The 16,938-nt window shown below is 46.7% G+C and carries 15 protein-coding genes; 8 read left to right on the top strand and 7 right to left on the bottom strand.

Annotated features, from left to right (window positions below):
• Positions 1-58 precede the first annotated feature (58 nt).
• Positions 59-1,156 (top strand): cyclic nucleotide-binding domain-containing protein, encoded by a 1,098-nt coding sequence (locus H5336_RS00380; RefSeq protein ID WP_246438982.1) that lies wholly within the window; start codon positions 59-61, stop codon positions 1,154-1,156.
• Here the strand turns inward: H5336_RS00380 and H5336_RS00375 are convergent.
• Positions 1,117-2,112 carry a DUF1853 family protein gene (locus H5336_RS00375; protein ID WP_185230369.1) on the bottom strand — a complete coding sequence of 332 codons (996 nt, stop codon included), beginning with the start codon at positions 2,110-2,112 and terminating at the stop codon, positions 1,117-1,119. The two genes, H5336_RS00380 and H5336_RS00375, sit on opposite strands and share 40 nt — an antisense overlap.
• A 94-nt stretch (positions 2,113-2,206) precedes the next feature.
• On the opposite strand from H5336_RS00375, the gene H5336_RS00370 reads away from it, so the two are divergent.
• The 7 genes from H5336_RS00370 to H5336_RS00340 all read left to right on the top strand — a co-directional run bounded on the left by H5336_RS00370 (position 2,207) and on the right by H5336_RS00340 (position 9,309).
• The gene (locus H5336_RS00370) at positions 2,207-3,091 is read left to right on the top strand and encodes an NAD(+) kinase (protein WP_185230368.1); all 885 of its coding nucleotides are present in this window, start codon (positions 2,207-2,209) and stop codon (positions 3,089-3,091) included.
• 18 nt (positions 3,092-3,109) lie between these two features.
• The gene (locus tag H5336_RS00365; protein WP_185230367.1) at positions 3,110-4,102 is read left to right on the top strand and encodes a metallophosphoesterase; all 993 of its coding nucleotides are present in this window, start codon (positions 3,110-3,112) and stop codon (positions 4,100-4,102) included.
• Between the two features lie 17 nt (positions 4,103-4,119).
• Positions 4,120-4,989 carry a rhomboid family intramembrane serine protease gene (locus H5336_RS00360; protein WP_185230366.1) on the top strand — a complete coding sequence of 290 codons (870 nt, stop codon included), beginning with the start codon at positions 4,120-4,122 and terminating at the stop codon, positions 4,987-4,989.
• Positions 4,986-5,252, top strand: a complete 267-nt coding sequence (locus H5336_RS00355) for a YeaC family protein (RefSeq protein ID WP_185230365.1) — start codon at positions 4,986-4,988, stop codon at positions 5,250-5,252. The genes H5336_RS00360 and H5336_RS00355 overlap by 4 nt, the downstream gene beginning before the upstream one ends.
• A gap of 2 nt (positions 5,253-5,254) precedes the next feature.
• Entirely contained in the window at positions 5,255-7,924 is a 2,670-nt protein-coding gene (gene pepN, locus H5336_RS00350; RefSeq protein WP_185230364.1) for an aminopeptidase N, read from the top strand.
• 121 nt (positions 7,925-8,045) lie between these two features.
• On the top strand, positions 8,046-8,591 hold the full coding sequence (locus H5336_RS00345; RefSeq protein ID WP_221627953.1) for a cytochrome b: 546 nt from the start codon (positions 8,046-8,048) through the stop codon (positions 8,589-8,591).
• Between the two features lie 85 nt (positions 8,592-8,676).
• Positions 8,677-9,309 (top strand): YceI family protein, encoded by a 633-nt coding sequence (locus tag H5336_RS00340; protein ID WP_185230363.1) that lies wholly within the window; start codon positions 8,677-8,679, stop codon positions 9,307-9,309.
• Positions 9,310-9,338: 29 nt separating this feature from the next.
• On the opposite strand, the gene H5336_RS00335 is transcribed toward H5336_RS00340, so the two are convergent.
• The 6 genes from H5336_RS00335 to H5336_RS00310 are packed head-to-tail and all read right to left on the bottom strand — an operon-like array spanning position 9,339 to position 16,800.
• On the bottom strand, positions 9,339-11,066 hold the full coding sequence (locus H5336_RS00335; protein WP_185230362.1) for a BatD family protein: 1,728 nt from the start codon (positions 11,064-11,066) through the stop codon (positions 9,339-9,341).
• Between the two features lie 31 nt (positions 11,067-11,097).
• Positions 11,098-13,173 (bottom strand): VWA domain-containing protein, encoded by a 2,076-nt coding sequence (locus tag H5336_RS00330; RefSeq protein WP_246438981.1) that lies wholly within the window; start codon positions 13,171-13,173, stop codon positions 11,098-11,100.
• A gap of 3 nt (positions 13,174-13,176) precedes the next feature.
• Positions 13,177-14,229, bottom strand: a complete 1,053-nt coding sequence (locus tag H5336_RS00325) for a vWA domain-containing protein (RefSeq protein ID WP_185230361.1) — start codon at positions 14,227-14,229, stop codon at positions 13,177-13,179.
• 1 nt (position 14,230) lies between these two features.
• The gene (locus H5336_RS00320) at positions 14,231-14,830 is read right to left on the bottom strand and encodes a DUF4381 domain-containing protein (RefSeq protein ID WP_185230360.1); all 600 of its coding nucleotides are present in this window, start codon (positions 14,828-14,830) and stop codon (positions 14,231-14,233) included.
• Positions 14,830-15,804, bottom strand: a complete 975-nt coding sequence (locus tag H5336_RS00315) for a DUF58 domain-containing protein (protein WP_185230359.1) — start codon at positions 15,802-15,804, stop codon at positions 14,830-14,832. The genes H5336_RS00320 and H5336_RS00315 overlap by 1 nt, the downstream gene beginning before the upstream one ends.
• A 30-nt stretch (positions 15,805-15,834) precedes the next feature.
• Entirely contained in the window at positions 15,835-16,800 is a 966-nt protein-coding gene (locus H5336_RS00310; protein ID WP_185230358.1) for an AAA family ATPase, read from the bottom strand.
• Positions 16,801-16,938: the final 138 nt, after the last annotated feature.

Below are 16,938 nucleotides of genomic sequence, written 5' to 3'. Positions count from 1 at the left end.
GCAGGCACTTTCGGTAATGCTAGCCACTCACTCAGTTAACACAGTAAATGTTGGAATCATGGATTTAGATTTGATCGGCCTGTCGGAAACGCTCGCCCCACTCAAAGCGGTAAAGCGCAGTTATTTGGTAGATTTATTGAATAGAGCTGAAGTCCAAACGGTATTCGCCGGTGACTCATTGTTTGAAGATGCCATTGTGGATCATCAACACATCTATCTCTTGTTTGGTGAGGTGGAACTGCAGTATTCCTCTGGTTCTGTAGAGCGAGTGCAAGCGGGCGATATTCAAATGCCCGTTGCTCATCAGCAGCCACGTCCTTGTCGTGCATTAGCCTGCTCAGACACGACGATACTGAGAGTGGATAGCGACCAGTTGGATCGTGCCTTAGCGTGGAGTCAAATATCTCAATACCTTATGTCTGAGGTTTCTTTACAGCGTGACCTCGATGAAGATGTCCACTGGATGCGCACGGTGTTGGATTCAAATCTGTTTCATAAAGTGCCGCCGGTCAATGTGGAACAAATATTTTCTCGCTTGACGCCCATGGTCGTGCACGCTGGCGAGGTCATTGTTCGTCAAGGTGAAATCGGTGATTGCTGTTATTTTATTAAAGACGGTGATGCCGAAGTCGCTTACTACGATGCGACGGCAAAATGCCAAAAGAAAATAGTCGATATATCCGAAGGTCGATGCTTTGGTGAAGATGCTTTAGTGTATGAGCAGGCCAGAAACGCAAATGTTACGATGTCTACCGATGGCGTTTTGATGCGCCTAGAAAAAAATGATTTCTTACTATTGCTAAGAGAGCCTTCTGTTGACGAGGTGTCAGAAAGAGAACTGTCAAATTTGGCTGAAATTCCTACACTTATTGATGTAAGAACAGACGAAGAATACCTGCAAGGGCACTTAGCCTTGTCGGGAAATGTACCGCTTAACCTGTTAAGTATAAAAAAGCGTTTGTTATCTCCTGAAAAAATGTATGTTCTCTATTGCGATACCGGCCGTCGTAGTCGCGCCGCTGCTTTTTTATTGGGGAAGCAAGGTTATAACGTAATGGCTTTAGAGGGTGGCTTGGCGGGGCAAAACATGTCAGATCAGCTAGTACAGGAGGTGGGTTATATTTTACGTGATGGCGAGTTGGTTACTGGCCAGTAATCATCTACCACCACGGCTCGAATCTCTTCTTGTGATACAGGGTTAACTACACTCAGCATATAGGGTACGGCGCCACCCGCTTTATAATATGCTTCCACTTCGTTTTCAGGGTTGCTCGTCTCAGCCCAATAATGTCCTCCCATCCAAGCGGCCTTCTCTAAGTGCGTCGACACAAAACCGCGTTTTTTATATGTATTTAAAAACTCGAATTGTTGGCTTTCATACAGCCATACTCCGGTCATTACCTCGGTATTAATGTGCTTCGGTAAGCAAAGTTGCTCCAGCCAGTGTACAAATAACATACCTTTCAATAAGTAAGCGGTAGTTACGGGTGTGGATTGGGGGAGGTGTAGCACCTCTAAAACCTCAGATCTGGCTTTTGGATTATCGAGTAAGGTCAGTTGCTTGTCTTGCATGTGCGTTAGTTTCAATCCCAGTGTGTCACGGGAATTGGGGCCTAGCCATTGGTGCCAGTTCTTGGGATTTGATGATTGCCTATTGAGCAAATAAAACTTAATGGCGGCTTCCACGTGCACAACTGAGCCGTCTTGATATTGAAGCAGGTAATCTAATTCACCCTTGGTGACTTTATTTTCAATGTACTGATAATTCCGCATAACACATTTGATACCGCTAAATGCATAGAAGGCATTGGAAGACAAAACTGTTTCGATGACTTCTTCAAAGTATTTCCCCAGGCGCTTATTCGGAAAGCCCCTTGTTGGCGGTGGCGTGCATGTGTGCTTGCTTGCGTTCATCGTTTGTAACCAAGTTACAATTTCCGAAGGGTTGTTTTGTGCGAATTGAGTCAGTACCGGTAAGGCTTTATGTCGCCCTAAAGGTGACTGAAGCAGGGTCGGGCTAAAAAGTAACCAGGCTAGGTCGCGTGCACCTGGTGACTCTAGGCTTTGCAGTAAAGTGGTAAGGTTGGACTTGATGTTGGCTATTTGCATCATATTTGGGGCTAGTAATGGAGACTTGGTGCATGCTCATATAAAATCTAGTTTATAGCAATTCGCGTTATCGCCGTTTCCGGAGACATTTCTGTCCATGAGTTCTTTCAATACCATCGGTTTAATAGGGCGCCTTGCCAGCGCCAATACCCAGTATTCGATCAATCGACTGGTAAATTTTTTGTCGAAACGCAAGGTCAAGCTGCTATTGGATGAAGAAACCTCCACCGTTTTGCCGGGTGAGGGTTACCCAGTGGCTTCAAGAGTTGAGCTGGCAAAGAAATGCGACCTGATCATTGTGGTTGGCGGCGATGGCAGCTTACTCTCGGCCGCTAGAGCCTTTGCTGGGCATCCGGTCAATATTCTTGGTATCAATCGAGGTCGTTTGGGCTTTCTTACCGATATCTCTCCGGATGAAATTGAAACAAAAGTTAGCGAAGTACTGGACGGTAAGTACCAAACGGAAGAGCGTTTTCTGCTTAACAGCGAAGTCATGCGTGACGGTGAAGCACTTTCAGAAGGGCTGGCCCTTAACGATGTCGTTATTCATCCGGGTAAATTTATCCGAATGATTGAGTTCGAACTCTATATCAACAACGAGTTTGTCTACCGCCAACGTTCCGATGGGTTGATTATTTCCTCTCCTACGGGTTCTACAGCCTACGCGCTAAGTGGTGGGGGCCCTATTATGCACCCTAATTTAGACGCTATTGCGTTGGTTCCGCTTTACCCACATACCCTGAGCAGTCGTCCTATTGTGGTGGCAGGTAGTAGTGTTATTCGCCTGATCGTGTCAGAACAGAATAACTTGAACCCTCTGGTTACATGCGACGGTCAGAGCCAAACGATGACACAGCCGGGTGATGAAGTAATCATTACAAAGTCTGAGAAGGCGCTAACCTTAATTCATCCAGAAGGTCACAACTTTTATGAGACCTGCCGAACAAAGTTAGGATGGGCCAGCGATACTGGAAATACTTAACGGATACAAACTGACAATATGGCTTACAGTGGTTACGACATCATCGGCGATGTACATGGTTGCGCCAATACACTGGAATTATTGCTCCAGAAGCTTGGCTATGAAAACTGTGCACCCACACAAACGTGGCCCTTATACCGTCACCCCACGCGTACGGCGGTTTTTTTAGGTGATATTGTTGATAGGGGCCCGCGCATACGCGAAGCGCTCCACGTTGTAAAAAATATGGTCGATGATGGTAGCGCGGTATGTATTATGGGCAACCATGAGTTCAATGCGCTCGGTTATACTACTGCGGCACCTGAAGCGAGCGGTAAAACCTACGTGCGAGAGCACAACACCCGGCACAATCGGTTAATTGCAGAAACACTCAGCCAGTTTGCCGGGTACCCTGAAGAGTGGCGAATGTTTTTGGACTGGTTTGCAACGCTGCCAGTACTTGTGGAGTTTTCGTCTTTTAGGGTGGTTCACGCCTGTTGGGATACTGCGTTAATTGATGAGTTTTTAGAGCGTAATGGCGGCTCCAATAGCATCTCTCACAGTTTTATCCAAAATTCCGCCATAATCGACAGCTTCGAAAACCGTTTTCTTAATCGCCTTACTCGAGGCACGGACATTAAATTGCCCGATGGCAGAAAAATAACCGGTGGAGACGGCTATGAAAGGCGAGCTTTCAGAACTAAGTTTTGGGCCGATTCCCCCGAAACATTTGGTGATGTAGCCTTCCAGCCCGACCCATTACCCAAAGACATTGACTCGATGCCTTTGGGTTCAGAACACAAAAACGCACTTTTATCCTACAGCGACACTGAAAAACCTCTGTTTGTGGGCCACTACTGGCTACAGGGAGATCCCGCGCCCATTAAAAAAAATCTAGCGTGCCTAGATTACAGTGCCGTTAAATTTGGGCGGCTGGCATGCTATCGCTACGATGGTGAGGCGGAACTCGATAAATCGAAATTCGACTGGATAGACGTAACACTTGAACTTAATGCTGGAAACTCAGCCTGAAATATTAGAATAATCGTATGGCCTGGACAAAAATTGCCGAGTATCCTGTTGATTCGAATCTTCAGCAGCTCCATGATTACCTTCAATCACAAAATGTTCAACATCGAATAACTGAACAGGCAGGCCTACAGGTTTTATGGTTGGCTAATCCTGCTCAAGTATCGCTTGTTAATACTTTTTTTTCGTCAGACTCCAAGGGTGACCTTTTCCGCGCCGGTAAGCCAGTAGTTGAAACAGGAGCTGAAAAGGGTGGGGGCCAAACCGTGCGGCCTTCACAGCTTACCTTCGCACAAATGCTGCGATTATTTCCACTAACGTTAGTGATAATAGCGCTTGGTGTCTTGGGCTACCTCATCGCCAGTGTATTGAACGTAGCATCGCTGGAAAGTGCGTTAAGGTTCTTGCCTTTTCAGGTGTCTGTATCTAAAGGTGAAATATGGCGTTTGCTGACGCCAACTTTCTTACATTACGGTAGCCTGCATATACTGTTTAATAGTTTATGGGTGTGGGAATTTGGCCGGCGTATAGAAGTGTTTGCTGGTAAACGAGGTTATTTGATCACTTTTTTAATTATTGCGATTGCAGCAAATTTTAGCCAGTTTTTCGCCATCTCCGGTAATCTCTTTGGTGGTCTTTCCGGCGTTGTTTATGGCTTTATGGGCTATTTGCTTGTGTGGGGTCGTTTTCACAAAAGCCCCTTAGTTAAGATGCCCTCTAGCATTTATATATTCTTTTTGGTTTGGTTAGCGCTTGGATATTCAGGCCTCATTGATTTGTTTATCAGTGGTAGCGTCGGCAATGCCGCACACTTGGGTGGCCTAATAGCAGGGCTTATTGTTGCCACCGCCGAAGTTTTGTATTTCAAACATAAAGTAAAACCGAAATGAATATTGAATCAATACTAAAATCGATGACACCGGAAATATATCGCCGGTTTAAAACCGCAGTGGAAGTTCGAAAATGGCCTGACGGCAATGCGTTAACGCAAAGTCAAATAGAGACGTGTATGGAGGCTATTATCGCTTACGAACATCGCTATATTAGTGAAACAGAGCGTACAGGTTTTATGCCTACCAAAGAAACGCCCTGTGAAGATAAGCACGAACATTCGCCAGACGAAGAAACAGAATTAAAATGGACAGGAAAATAACCGTGAAAGATGCCCAGCCCGCAGCGATCCATTTAAAAGATTATAAAGCACCCGATTTTTCCATCACTCGTACGCGTCTAGAGTTCGAGCTATTTGAGACTTATGCCGATGTGCGCGCAACCCTGACGATACAAAGACAAACCTCGGACAAAGAGGCGGCTCTGGTTCTTGATGGTCAAGAGTTGGAATTATTGTTTGTTTCCGTTGATGACGCAGAAATTCAGGCGACTAATTATCAGTTAACGGACGCTACGCTTGCGATAAGTAATGTTCCAGATAGGTTTAAATTAGTCTGCGTTACTCGGATAAAGCCCCAAGAAAACACCTCTTTAGAGGGGTTGTACAAGTCACACAAAATGTTCTGTACACAGTGTGAGGCCGAAGGTTTTCGGAAAATCACCTACTATTTAGATAGGCCCGATGTATTAAGCGAATTTACAACGCGCATCACGGCCGATAAAAGCAAATACCCTGTATTGCTGTCTAATGGCAATAAAATTGCTGAGGGTAACTCGGAAGAAGGCCGGCATTGGGTTGAGTGGCAAGACCCGTTTAAAAAACCAAGCTACCTTTTTGCCCTAGTGGCCGGAGATTTGGTGAGTCTAGACGATACTTTTACCACTATGAGTGGCAGAGAAATATCGTTACGTATATTTGTTGAAGAAAAAGATCATAATAAGTGCGATCACGCGATGATTTCACTTAAAAAGGCAATGACATGGGACGAGCAAGTCTACGGACGTGAATACGATCTAGATATATTCATGATTGTAGCCGTGGACGACTTTAACATGGGAGCCATGGAAAATAAGGGGCTGAATATATTCAACAGTAGCTGTGTGCTGGCCAGTAAAGAAACAACAACAGATGACAGTTTTCAGTCTATTGAAGCCATTGTAGCGCATGAATACTTCCACAACTGGTCGGGTAATCGGGTTACCTGTCGAGACTGGTTTCAGTTGAGTTTAAAGGAAGGCTTTACTGTATTCAGGGATTCGGAGTTTTCGTCCGACATGGGCTCGCGTACAGTTAAGCGCGTAGAAGATGTCAATATGCTGCGTACGCATCAATTTGCGGAAGATGCTGGGCCTATGGCACACCCGGTACAGCCAGCATCCTTTATTGAAATCTCCAACTTCTATACCCTAACGGTTTACGAAAAAGGTGCAGAAGTTGTACGCATGATTCACAGCTTACTGGGTGCTGAAGCCTTTCGTAAAGGCAGTGATTTGTATTTTGAACGCCACGACGGAGCTGCGGTAACCATAGACGATTTCGTTCGTGCAATGGCGGATGCATCCGGCCGAGATTTTAGCCAATTTATGAATTGGTACCGCCAAGCGGGAACGCCCAGGGTTTCGATTTCAGCTAGTTATCGAGAAAAAGAAAATGAATTCGAGCTAACGGTTAAGCAAAGTTGCCCGGCGACACCTGAATCGAATGTTAAAAAGCCCTTCCATATGCCAATGGCTTTGGCGCTTGTTGGTGAGCGGGGGCCTATAGAGTTGCAGTTAAAAGGGCAGTTGGGCAAGGGGAATAATGAGTGTGTGCTTGAATTAACCGAGAACGAGCAAACGTATATTTTTAGCGGTGTTAAAGAAAGGCCTGTACCGTCACTGTTCCGTAACTTTTCTGCACCTGTAAAAATTAACTACAATTATAGCTTGGAAGATTTACAGCGCATTATAGCTAAAGATACCGATGGCTTCTGTCGGTGGGATGCCAGTCAACAAATGGCGGTGAAATCAATATTTTCGGTGATGGATGCCCTTGGGAACGAACCGTCTCCCACCGTTAATTCGCAGCTGCTGGATGCTCAGAGTGATATTTTACAACAAGCCATTGATACAATTGATGGCAAGGATACGCAAGACTTGCAAATGCTTGCGTACACAATGGCCTTGCCCAGCGAAGAATATCTATCTGAAATTCAATCTTCCATTGATGTAGAAAAAACGCATCACGCACGCATTCGGGTAAAGCGAAAACTCGCAATTCAATTTTATGACCGCTACCTCGCGATTTATGAACGCTTGGCGTGTGATGAAATATTTTCTACCGACGCACAAAGTATTGCTCGACGAAGCCTCAAAAATACGGCTCTAAGCTATTTGGTCGCCAGTGGAAAAGCTGACGCGGTGGAACTTTGTAACCGGCAGTTGCAGAATGCAACGAATATGACTGATGAGCTGGCGGCCTTGACCAATATCGTTCACAGCAGCAGTAAATCAGCTGAATTGATAAAGAGCGATTGCCTGCAAAGTTTTTATAAGAAATGGCAGCATGAGACTCTGGTGCTAAATCGTTGGTTCGCGCTACAGGCGACGAACCCAAACCCCGGTACTTTGGAGCAGATACAGGCGTTAATGGGCCACGCTGCATTTGATATCAACAACCCTAATAAATTGCGGGCTTTGGTTGGCGGGTTTTCAAATCGTAACCCAAGCTGTTTTCACGATCGTTCAGGAAGTGGCTACGCGTTTCTGAGTGATAGAATTATCGAGCTGAATCAAAAAAACCCACAAATAGCTGCCCGTTTACTCACTCCGCTTACACGCTGGAAGAAGTACGATGAACAGCGTCAGGAAAACATGAAAAAGGCGCTTGGCCGGATACAAGCCGTGCCAGCATTGTCCAAAGACGTATACGAAGTTGTGTCGAAAAGTCTGTAGTACTGGAGTGAATTGTACTGGTGTTAACGGTGCCGGAGTTAATGGTACGGAAGTCAGTAAATTTAAGTGGGCGGTTCTGAAATGAGTTGTTGCAAAACCTTTGTGCAGAGGAGGAGGTATAATGAAGGTGACAAAGACGCAATCCTATAGTGTTTTACATAAAAGTATTCACTGGCTATCGGCATTAGCGATTGTAAGCTTATTCGGTTTGGGCCTGTGGATGGAGGGCTTAGATTACTACAGTTCCTGGTATCAAAAAGCACCTGCACTACACATGGGTATTGGCTTTTGTTTGGTATTGGTTACGCTCTATCGCTTGTTTGGGCGTTGGCGTAATGGTGTACCATCGCCGTTGACCAGCCATAAACCATGGGAAAAATGGTTGGCGCATGCGGTGCACGCTTTTTTTTATGTCGCCATTTTTAGTATGTTTATGAGTGGCTACTTTATTGCGACCTCTAAAGGTCAGCCCTTGGGTGTATTTGGCATTATTCATATTCCTGCACTAATAACGGAATCTGACGCACCATGGTTAAAAGAGTTTGCTCACGAGACCCATGAGATATTGGCTTATACTATTATTGCCATTATGTGTTTACATGCGCTTGGAGCGATAAAGCACCATATAATTGACAAAGATAACACGTTGCGCCGAATGACTCGTTAGTTATCTACACGAGCCAAGATTACTGAGTCATTAGTAGATAGTCATTAGTCGGGGGTTATCCCCACTCTACAACAGGAGATAAGACATGTTCAAAAAAACAGATGTAAGTGCGGTGCAAGCCGTTAAAAAAAGTATCGCGAAGTTTGCGCTCGTAGGCATAGCTAGTTTCGGTGCCGCCTTTGTATCTCAAGTCGTTGTCGCTGAAAAATATGTTATTGATACCAAGGGCTCACATGCGTTTATTCAATTTAGGGTAAAGCATTTGGGCTATAGCTGGCTGTACGGTCGCTTCAATACCTTTAGCGGCGAATTTCATTACGACCCGGCCGCCCCGGAAGCCAGTAAAGTTACGGTTGATGTGGATGTGACCAGTCTCGATACTAATCATGCCTTGCGGGAATCGCACCTAGCAGACAAAAAATACCTTAATTCCAAAAAGTTTCCAAAAGCGAGTTTTCAAAGTACCGCCTATAAAGTTACGGAAGGCAGTAAGGGCGTGCTAGAGGGTAATTTAACTTTAATGGGTGTAACCAAACCGATAACCGTTGATGTTGAATACATCGGTGGGGGCAAAGACCCCTGGGGTGGTTTCCGTCAGGGGTTTGAAGGTCGCGCAACTATTATGCCGAAGGACTGGGGTCTGGATATGGGCAGTAAATTGGGTGTAGCCTCTGCTAATGTCGAACTTATATTGTCTGTTGAAGGCATTAAGCAATAAAGATCCCTTAAAGACTTAGTTCTAGGTCTTTATGTGTTTGCCTCTTCGCTATAAAGGGGGGGCAAACGTTTTTCATTTTTTTCTTTCCCTTGTAGTGTCTTCCATTCCTTCAATGCGGCAAACAATGAGTTTGCATTCCACTTGCTGTCGCCGCTCTCTGAAAACATGGCGTGATCGAGTGCGGCTAAATAGTTTTGAACATTTGTTTGTCCGCACAATCGGCCTACATCAGAAAGGCTGTTAATAGCGTGGTCTGGCCAATGAAGTTTTGCCCAAGAGATCAGCGCCTCTCGCACCTGTTGAAGGTCGTTGTTAACACAGGATCGCTCTAGGTTTTTCCATGCGGCCTTTTCGTTGCTACTGTTGTTTTTCTGTAAGGTGTGGGCGCGATTACGCTTACCCGCGGGGCTGCTCTGTTTAAGTTTACTAAGAGTGAACAACCACAAAGCCGCAAAAACTAAACATAGAAACATAAAAATAATGGCCAACACTTGCCAAATGCGGTTCAGCTCTTGCGTTATCGGGGTTGCCGTTTGTGCAGACGTAACGCCTAGTGGTGGGGCGGTTGTAGGTTGTTGAACCTCGTCATCCCCGGCGGCTACCAAGAAAGTGCGTTCGGGTATTTCGGCGTATTGAAGTGTATTAGTGGTGGTGTCCCACCAGGGTACTTTTATACCCGGTAGTGTGACTTCGCCGCCTTCAGCGACCACAATTGCCATACTTTCAACACGTTCGGATACCAAGCCCATCTGGCCTGCGGTGGCGGATGTACTGGCTTGATCAGCGTAAATTTTTACGCGGCTATCGGTTGGTTCTATAACAACCTCTGGTAGCTGAGAAGACATTAGGCCCTTGGCCTGTAGTTTCAATTTTAAGGTTATGGGCTCGCCAACCTTAAAGCTGCTAAGCGGTTTGCTCCAATGTTCAGTTAGGGTTATACCCGTTGATGGTAGCCAGGTATGTGATTGGGGGAATACATCAGGTTGCGCTTCAACCTGAATGGTTTTCGCATCGGTCTTAAGGCGCTTTAACTGATAGCGGCCGCCGCCCATGCCAAAATTTCGCGTTTGCGAGCTGCGCCCAATTTTGGCTGTCCAGGTTTGGTTAGGAATCTCAATAACGCCACTGGATTGAGGGAAGAGAGCGTAGTTAAATTCCGCAACCTGATAAGGATTGCCACCTATATTTTTTTGGTAACGGCTATTTTCCAATTCCTCAATAAGTACGTTGTCTAGGCTTAAGTCCGGCTTGTCTAGCCCTTCAATGGATACTGAAAAATACAGGCGATAGGTCAGCCGAATCTGTTCCTGTACATAGCTTCGTGGGGTATCAACAATGGTTTCGATAAAGACATTATCGCGCACACCTGCCGGGCGTTGGGTCTGTGCCGATACGGTAATTTCAAGCGCGTCACTGAATTGGCCGTGAAATTTAAAGGATGGGATTAGTAGCCGGCCGGGTTGGCGGGGCATTAAAACCATGCTCCATTCGGTATAGGACTGAACCTGTCCATTTATGGATCGAAACTGGTTGCTTTCCTGCTGGTTCAAAATTTCAAATTGGCTACTGAGGGCACTGAAGTCTGGTTGGCCATTTTTATTACCCGAATAGCGAACGAACAGCGTCAGTGTTTCGTCTGCAGAGACTGTTGTACGATCAACTCTTGAAGTAAGAGTGGCCGCTGATGCCGCAGCTGAGATAAATACTGACAAAAACAGCATCAGTACCAAAAACGATTGAAGGGGTTGTTTAAACACGTTATCTATTCTCATGCACATTGGAGTTGGGTTACCAGCGTTCTTCATTTAAATTTTCGTCAGGTAGCTTTGGCTGTTGTTGTCTTAAGGTGCGCTTTCGCTGCCCGTGTTCGTATTGAAATTTATTTCTCAAAAGTCCGCTTGGGTCATCGGGTACCTTTCGTAACCATTGTTCGAGAGACTGCTCTGCTTCTTGTTCTTCGCGGCTGATCTGTGGACGAATAACGCTGCCATTCGCCGGCGCATCTTCATCGTTTTCGGCATTTTCTTCGTTAGATTGCTCGGGTTGTTCCTGGCCAACGGCGGCCTGCTGCTCATCTTTGCTTTGAGGTTTTTCGTCGGCTTCTTGCTCTGTGTCAGCGGCGCTAGTGGATTGATCTTCGCTTTCAGATGTGTCTTCGTTTTGTTCGCCGTAGGCCTGTTCCAGCGCCTGTTTTTGCTCTTCACTTATTGGCTGGTCAGATTCTTCGTTTTGCCCCTGTTGCGACTCTCCTTGTTCTCCTTGCTGCCCTTGCTCACCGTTTTTCTGGTCATCTCCTTTCTGAGGTGAATCTGAGTTTTGCTGCTGGTCCTTGCTGTTTTCTCCTGACGGCTGCTCACCACTGGATTTTTGGTTGGCGTCACTGTCGTTCGGGTTTTGTTGACTGTTTTTATCTTCGCTGTTTTGCTCCTGACTATCTTGATCCTGGCTGTTTTCGCCATCTTCGCCTTGCTGTTGATTTTCCTGCAGGGATTTCAATTTTTCCGCAATCGCAAGATTGTCGGCAGCTACTGTAAGGTTTGGGTCGAGAGAGAGTGCTTGGTTGTAGGATTGTATGGCATCGTCGTAGTTGCCCAGATGTGTTTGGGCAATGCCTCGGTTGTAATGTGCCTGCGCTGAATCGCCTTTAAATGACTCTAAAGCGCTGTCAAAATTCCCTGCCTTGTAGTGTGCGATGGCTTTCCAGTCTTCATTTTTAAAGGTGGTTGCGGCGGTCTCTGGTGCGCTTTGTAGTAGCTCGGCTGCCCGTTGGTCTTTTGTTTTCCAGAGGTCTTGCCACTCATAGGCATCTGCTGTTTGTGGTGTGCCTGCAACAATAAAAACAAAACCAAAAGATAACAGCCAGCCGCGACGAAAGGCTAGCGCTGCAAACGGAAGTATTAGCAGCAGTAAGTAGGGGCCTAATTCAAACCACTGGTCAAACTCTCGGTTTACTTCCCTAGTGTCTGTTTTAGTGGGGTGCAAAACGAAATTTTTAATGGAGATTAAATCAAAATCCGATTGTGAAAAAGGTATATACACACCGCCAAGCTCAGAGGCCGTTGCACTAAGCGTATTCTCGTTCAATTTAGCGATAACCATTTCGCCGTTACGGTCGTATGCGAATCCACCATTTTTGAGTGGGATGGGTGCGCCGCCGTTTGTGCCTACCCCCCAAATACTAACGGTGTGAGCTGAAGCGTCGTGTATTTGTCCAAGTTCGGTTATAGCGCTTTGGGCTATGCCGTCGGTTACAAATATTATGTCACCTTTGGGTATACCGCCGTCTTTTAACAACTGGTTGGCAAGCTCTAGTGCCATTTCAGTATTACTGCCTTGGGCGGGCATAACGTGAGGGTGTAGCCCTTTCAGTAAGCTAATGATTGTTTCGGTATCGTCGGTAAGTGGGGTTACAACATGCGCCTGCCCACTGTAAGCAATAAGCGCTGTAAGGCCTTCGTTTCTTTCTCTTAGTAAGTCAATTAGCTTTAAGCGCGAGCGTACCAATCGGGAGGGCTTTACGTCTTCCGCAAGCATAGAAGGGGACATATCCCATGCGATGACCAAAGCCGAGGTGCTCTGATGAATAGGCTGAGAAATTTTCCCCGATGTTGGTCCGGCTAAAGCGAATATTAGTAGCAGCCATATAACAAAAAGGCCGACTAGGGGGTAGCGGCTGGTACGTGTGGTTTCGCCATCCATTAAAAAGGGCAGCAAATGGCTAGCGACTACAGACTGCCAATTAGATGTCTGGCTTTGGAAGTGCCATAGCTTAAAGCTGAGGTAGGCCGCAGGCAGTAGCAGCAGTAGCCAAAAGGGCCGAATAAAATGGAATTGCGAAAGCGCGGTATTCAGTGCATCTATCATCGCTTAACCAACCTCATGCTGCTGTTGACTAAAAGGGTTTGGCGTTTTGCCTTTTGTTGAATTTATACGTAAAAGTTTTAGTATCGGCATTGCCATACTCAGTAAAATGGCTAAAGCAAGGGGCCAGTAGAATAATGCACGGGTAGGGCGAAAAGTATTCTTGGCCTGCTCTATAGGTTCTAGCTTATCCAGCAATGCGTATATTTGTTGCAGCTCTCGCGGGTCGTGGGCGCGAAAATAAGTGCCGCCGGTGGAGTCGGCTATATATTTTAAGGTGTCTTCGTCCAGCTCACTGGAAGGGTTTACCATGCGCGACATACCGCCGAAAATACCCATACGTTGAATCATTTCATTGGCGCCAACACCTACGGTGTAAATCTTTATTCCGGCTTGTTTTGCTAGGTCTGCGGCTTGCCGTGGTGAAACCTCGCCGGCGGTATTTGCGCCGTCGGTGAGTAATATGAGTACACGTTGGGAGGCGGGCCGGTCTCGCAAACGTTTTATGGCTAGGCCTATGGCGTCACCAATGGCGGTATTTTCACCGGCAAATCCAAGGCGTGATTCATCGAGCAATTGACTGACGGTCGCTCGGTCAAATGTTAAAGGCGCCTGTAAGTAGGCCTGGGTACCAAAAAGAATAAGTCCAATACGATCTGATTCACGGCGTTGAATGAAGTCTGATACAACATATTTAACAACAGCAATGCGCGGAATTTGCTCGTCGTTCACGAGCATGTCGGGAGTTTCCATGCTCCCAGAAATGTCCACAGCCAAAAGTAGATCCCGGCCACTTGCCGGTATTTCTATGGGGTCGCCAATCCATTGTGGGCGTGCGGCAGCTGTAACGATTAGCAACCACGCGCAAATATAGAGAAGTAGTGAGCTAAGCTTTCGCCGTGTTACACCTTGACCGCTATCATTCTGCAGGGTACTTGCACGCGTAAAAAAAGGAACGAGCAAAGCCGATTCTTGGCGTTGTACGGCGGGTAAAAATAGATAGGCTATTAAGGGTAGCGGTGCGAGTAAGAATACCCATGTCCAGGCAAATTCGAACATATTAAACGGCCCCCGGTAAACAGCGTTCGGTAATGGGTTTTAGCTGTGCAGTGGAATAGGTTTTATGGTGTTTGATCCAAAACCTACTGGCCTTGATAACCCGCGATAGTTCGATGGTGGTACCGGGTTGATATTTCGCTTCACCGGTAATGTGGATAAGTGCGCCCTGTTCTTCAATGGTTAGCTTATGCAGGGCGCAAGTATTGAACAGTAGAGCCTTCCAGTGTTCACCGTAGGTGCCTCCCATTTCGTTTCTAAGGGAGGGGTAGGCGCTAAAAAACGCCCGCTTTAACAGGCTGTTAATGGCAAAAATTTGCTTGTGCGCCGGTTCGTTGTGTTGAATGTTATTTAGCTCAGCTAACGCTAGCTTGCGGTACAGTGAACGCTTTTTGTGCTGTACCGTTTTAATAACCAAAATGGTAATGGCCGTTACCCCAATAAACAGCGCAAGCCACCAGCCAATAGCTAAAGGCCAAAGACCAATGGCGTCGGGTAGCGCTGGGTCGTGGAGTTGTGCTAACAATTGTTGTACAGGGTCTGGCTGCCCTTGGGGTGGCTGCAGGGGTTGTTGAGGCAGTAATTGCGCAAGAGACGGCAGCATTATCGAGCCCCCCTTGCGGATTTTTTATTGCGCGACGCAAATAGGTCATTCACGTGATGTTCAATTTTTTTACTGATATCAATCGCCCGTAGGGTGGCTCCGGCATTTTGACATTGGCTTGTGAGAAGCGCGTGCGCCTGCGAGAAATTCTGTTCGTAGCCGCTAAGCAAGGCGTTGTTTAATGTATCGAGGGTGAGTTTATCGTGTTTATTCGAGATACTGAGCGACATGGCTTTTGGTAGCGACTGCTCGAGCGGGTCGAATACTTTCAGCAGGGTAACGTCTGTGTGTTTGGCCAGCATGTGTAATGATTCTTCGCAGTCGCTGGTAATATCGTTAAAGTCACTGATCACGAATACCGCCGTACCGGGCTTTGCAACGCGACGCAGGTCGGTAAAGATTTCTTGTGTGGAAATACCGCCGGGTACGGCAATTGGGCTGGTTAAGCGGTGATTATAGTCTTGCAAACGATTAACCAGTGCCAGCAGCGCATGTTTACCACGCCGAGTACGTAAATCTTCTTGCGCCGTATCTCCAAAAATCAACGCGCCTATTCGGTCGTTATTTTGTAGTGCAATCCAGCCAATGGCTGCGGCCATTTGTGCCGTCGCATAGGATTTAAATACGGTTTGACTGCCAAAGAACATTGGCGAACGTTGGTCTACAGCGATAAGCACCGGCCGCTCACGCTCTTCTTGATAGAGCTTTGTATAGGCTTGCGTGCTGCGTGCAGTTACTCGCCAGTCAATGCTGCGTACGTCATCGCCGGGTTGGTAAGGTCGCACTTCGGCAAATTCCATTCCGCGACCGCGGAAATGGGTTTTTACTTCGCCGTCAGCAATAGCACTGCTGCGTTTACGCGCGGTTAATTGCAGGTCTTTGGTATAAAAACGTAAACCAAGCATGTCGTCTATGGATACATAAACGCCCTTTACATTTTTTTTAAGCGGGCTGTTAGTAGCAGCACTCTTCATGTAACAACAACCTCTTCGCTACACCGGTGGTTATACCGCAGGAACACGGTTAATTAACTCATCTACGATTTTGTTAGCGGTCTGGCCATTGGCCTCGGCTTCAAAGCTTAAGATCAATCTGTGTCGATACACATCATGGATTACCGCGCGTACATCCTCTGGGCTAACGTAATCTTTTCCATTCAGCCAGGCATGGGCGCGCGAGCAGCGATCTAGGCTAATGGTTGCGCGGGGGCTTACGCCAAAGTCTAACCAGCGTGGTAGGTCTGAACCATAATGGCTGCGGTTACGTGTGGCGTCGGTGAGTTGCACAATATAGGTCTCAACCGGTTCTGCCATATGTAGGCTCAACGCTTCCTCACGGGCGGCAAAAATCGCCGTTTGATTCACCGGCTCTGCCATGGTGTCTTTCGGTCTGGACTGGCTCGCCTCTCTGCGGCTCAGGTGCAGAATTTGCCTTTCAGCATCGGCGTCGGGGAAATCCACCTCTACATGCATTAAAAAGCGATCGAGCTGTGCTTCGGGAAGAGGGTAGGTACCTTCCTGTTCAATGGGGTTCTGTGTCGCCATTACCAGGAAAAGTTCGGGTAGCTTATAGGTGGCTTTACCCACACTTATTTGGCGCTCTCCCATTGCCTCCAGTAGCGCAGATTGCACTTTCGCTGGGGCGCGGTTAATTTCGTCGGCCAGTACCAAGTTGTGGAAGATAGGGCCCGCCTGAAACTCGAACGTACCTTGTTCTGGCCGGTAAATATCTGTACCGGTCACATCGGAAGGCAATAAATCGGGCGTAAACTGCACCCGATGGAAATCGCCCTCAATTCCCTCAGACAGGGTTTTAATGGCTTTTGTTTTCGCCAGCCCTGGAGCACCCTCAACTAACAGGTGGCCATCGGCGATTAAGGCGATCAATAAACGGTCATTTAAGTGGGGTTGACCAATAATCTGGCTGTCGAGCCAGGTGCGTAAATTATCAATGGCTGCTTTAGTACTCATCGTGTCGATATACCATTAGAAATCATATGAAACTTATTGATATTAAAGGGTTTTAAGGCTATACATAAAGGTTGAATCCGCGTTTTTTATTGTGGCGGAAAACCTAGCATCGCCAGCTTATTACGTGCGAATATTTTA

It is taken from the genome of Teredinibacter franksiae (genome assembly GCF_014218805.1).
Classification (GTDB): Bacteria; Pseudomonadota; Gammaproteobacteria; order Pseudomonadales; family Cellvibrionaceae; genus Teredinibacter; species Teredinibacter franksiae.
The sequence above is the reverse complement of the archived record's forward strand: the minus strand, read 5'-3'. Positions and strand labels throughout refer to the sequence as shown.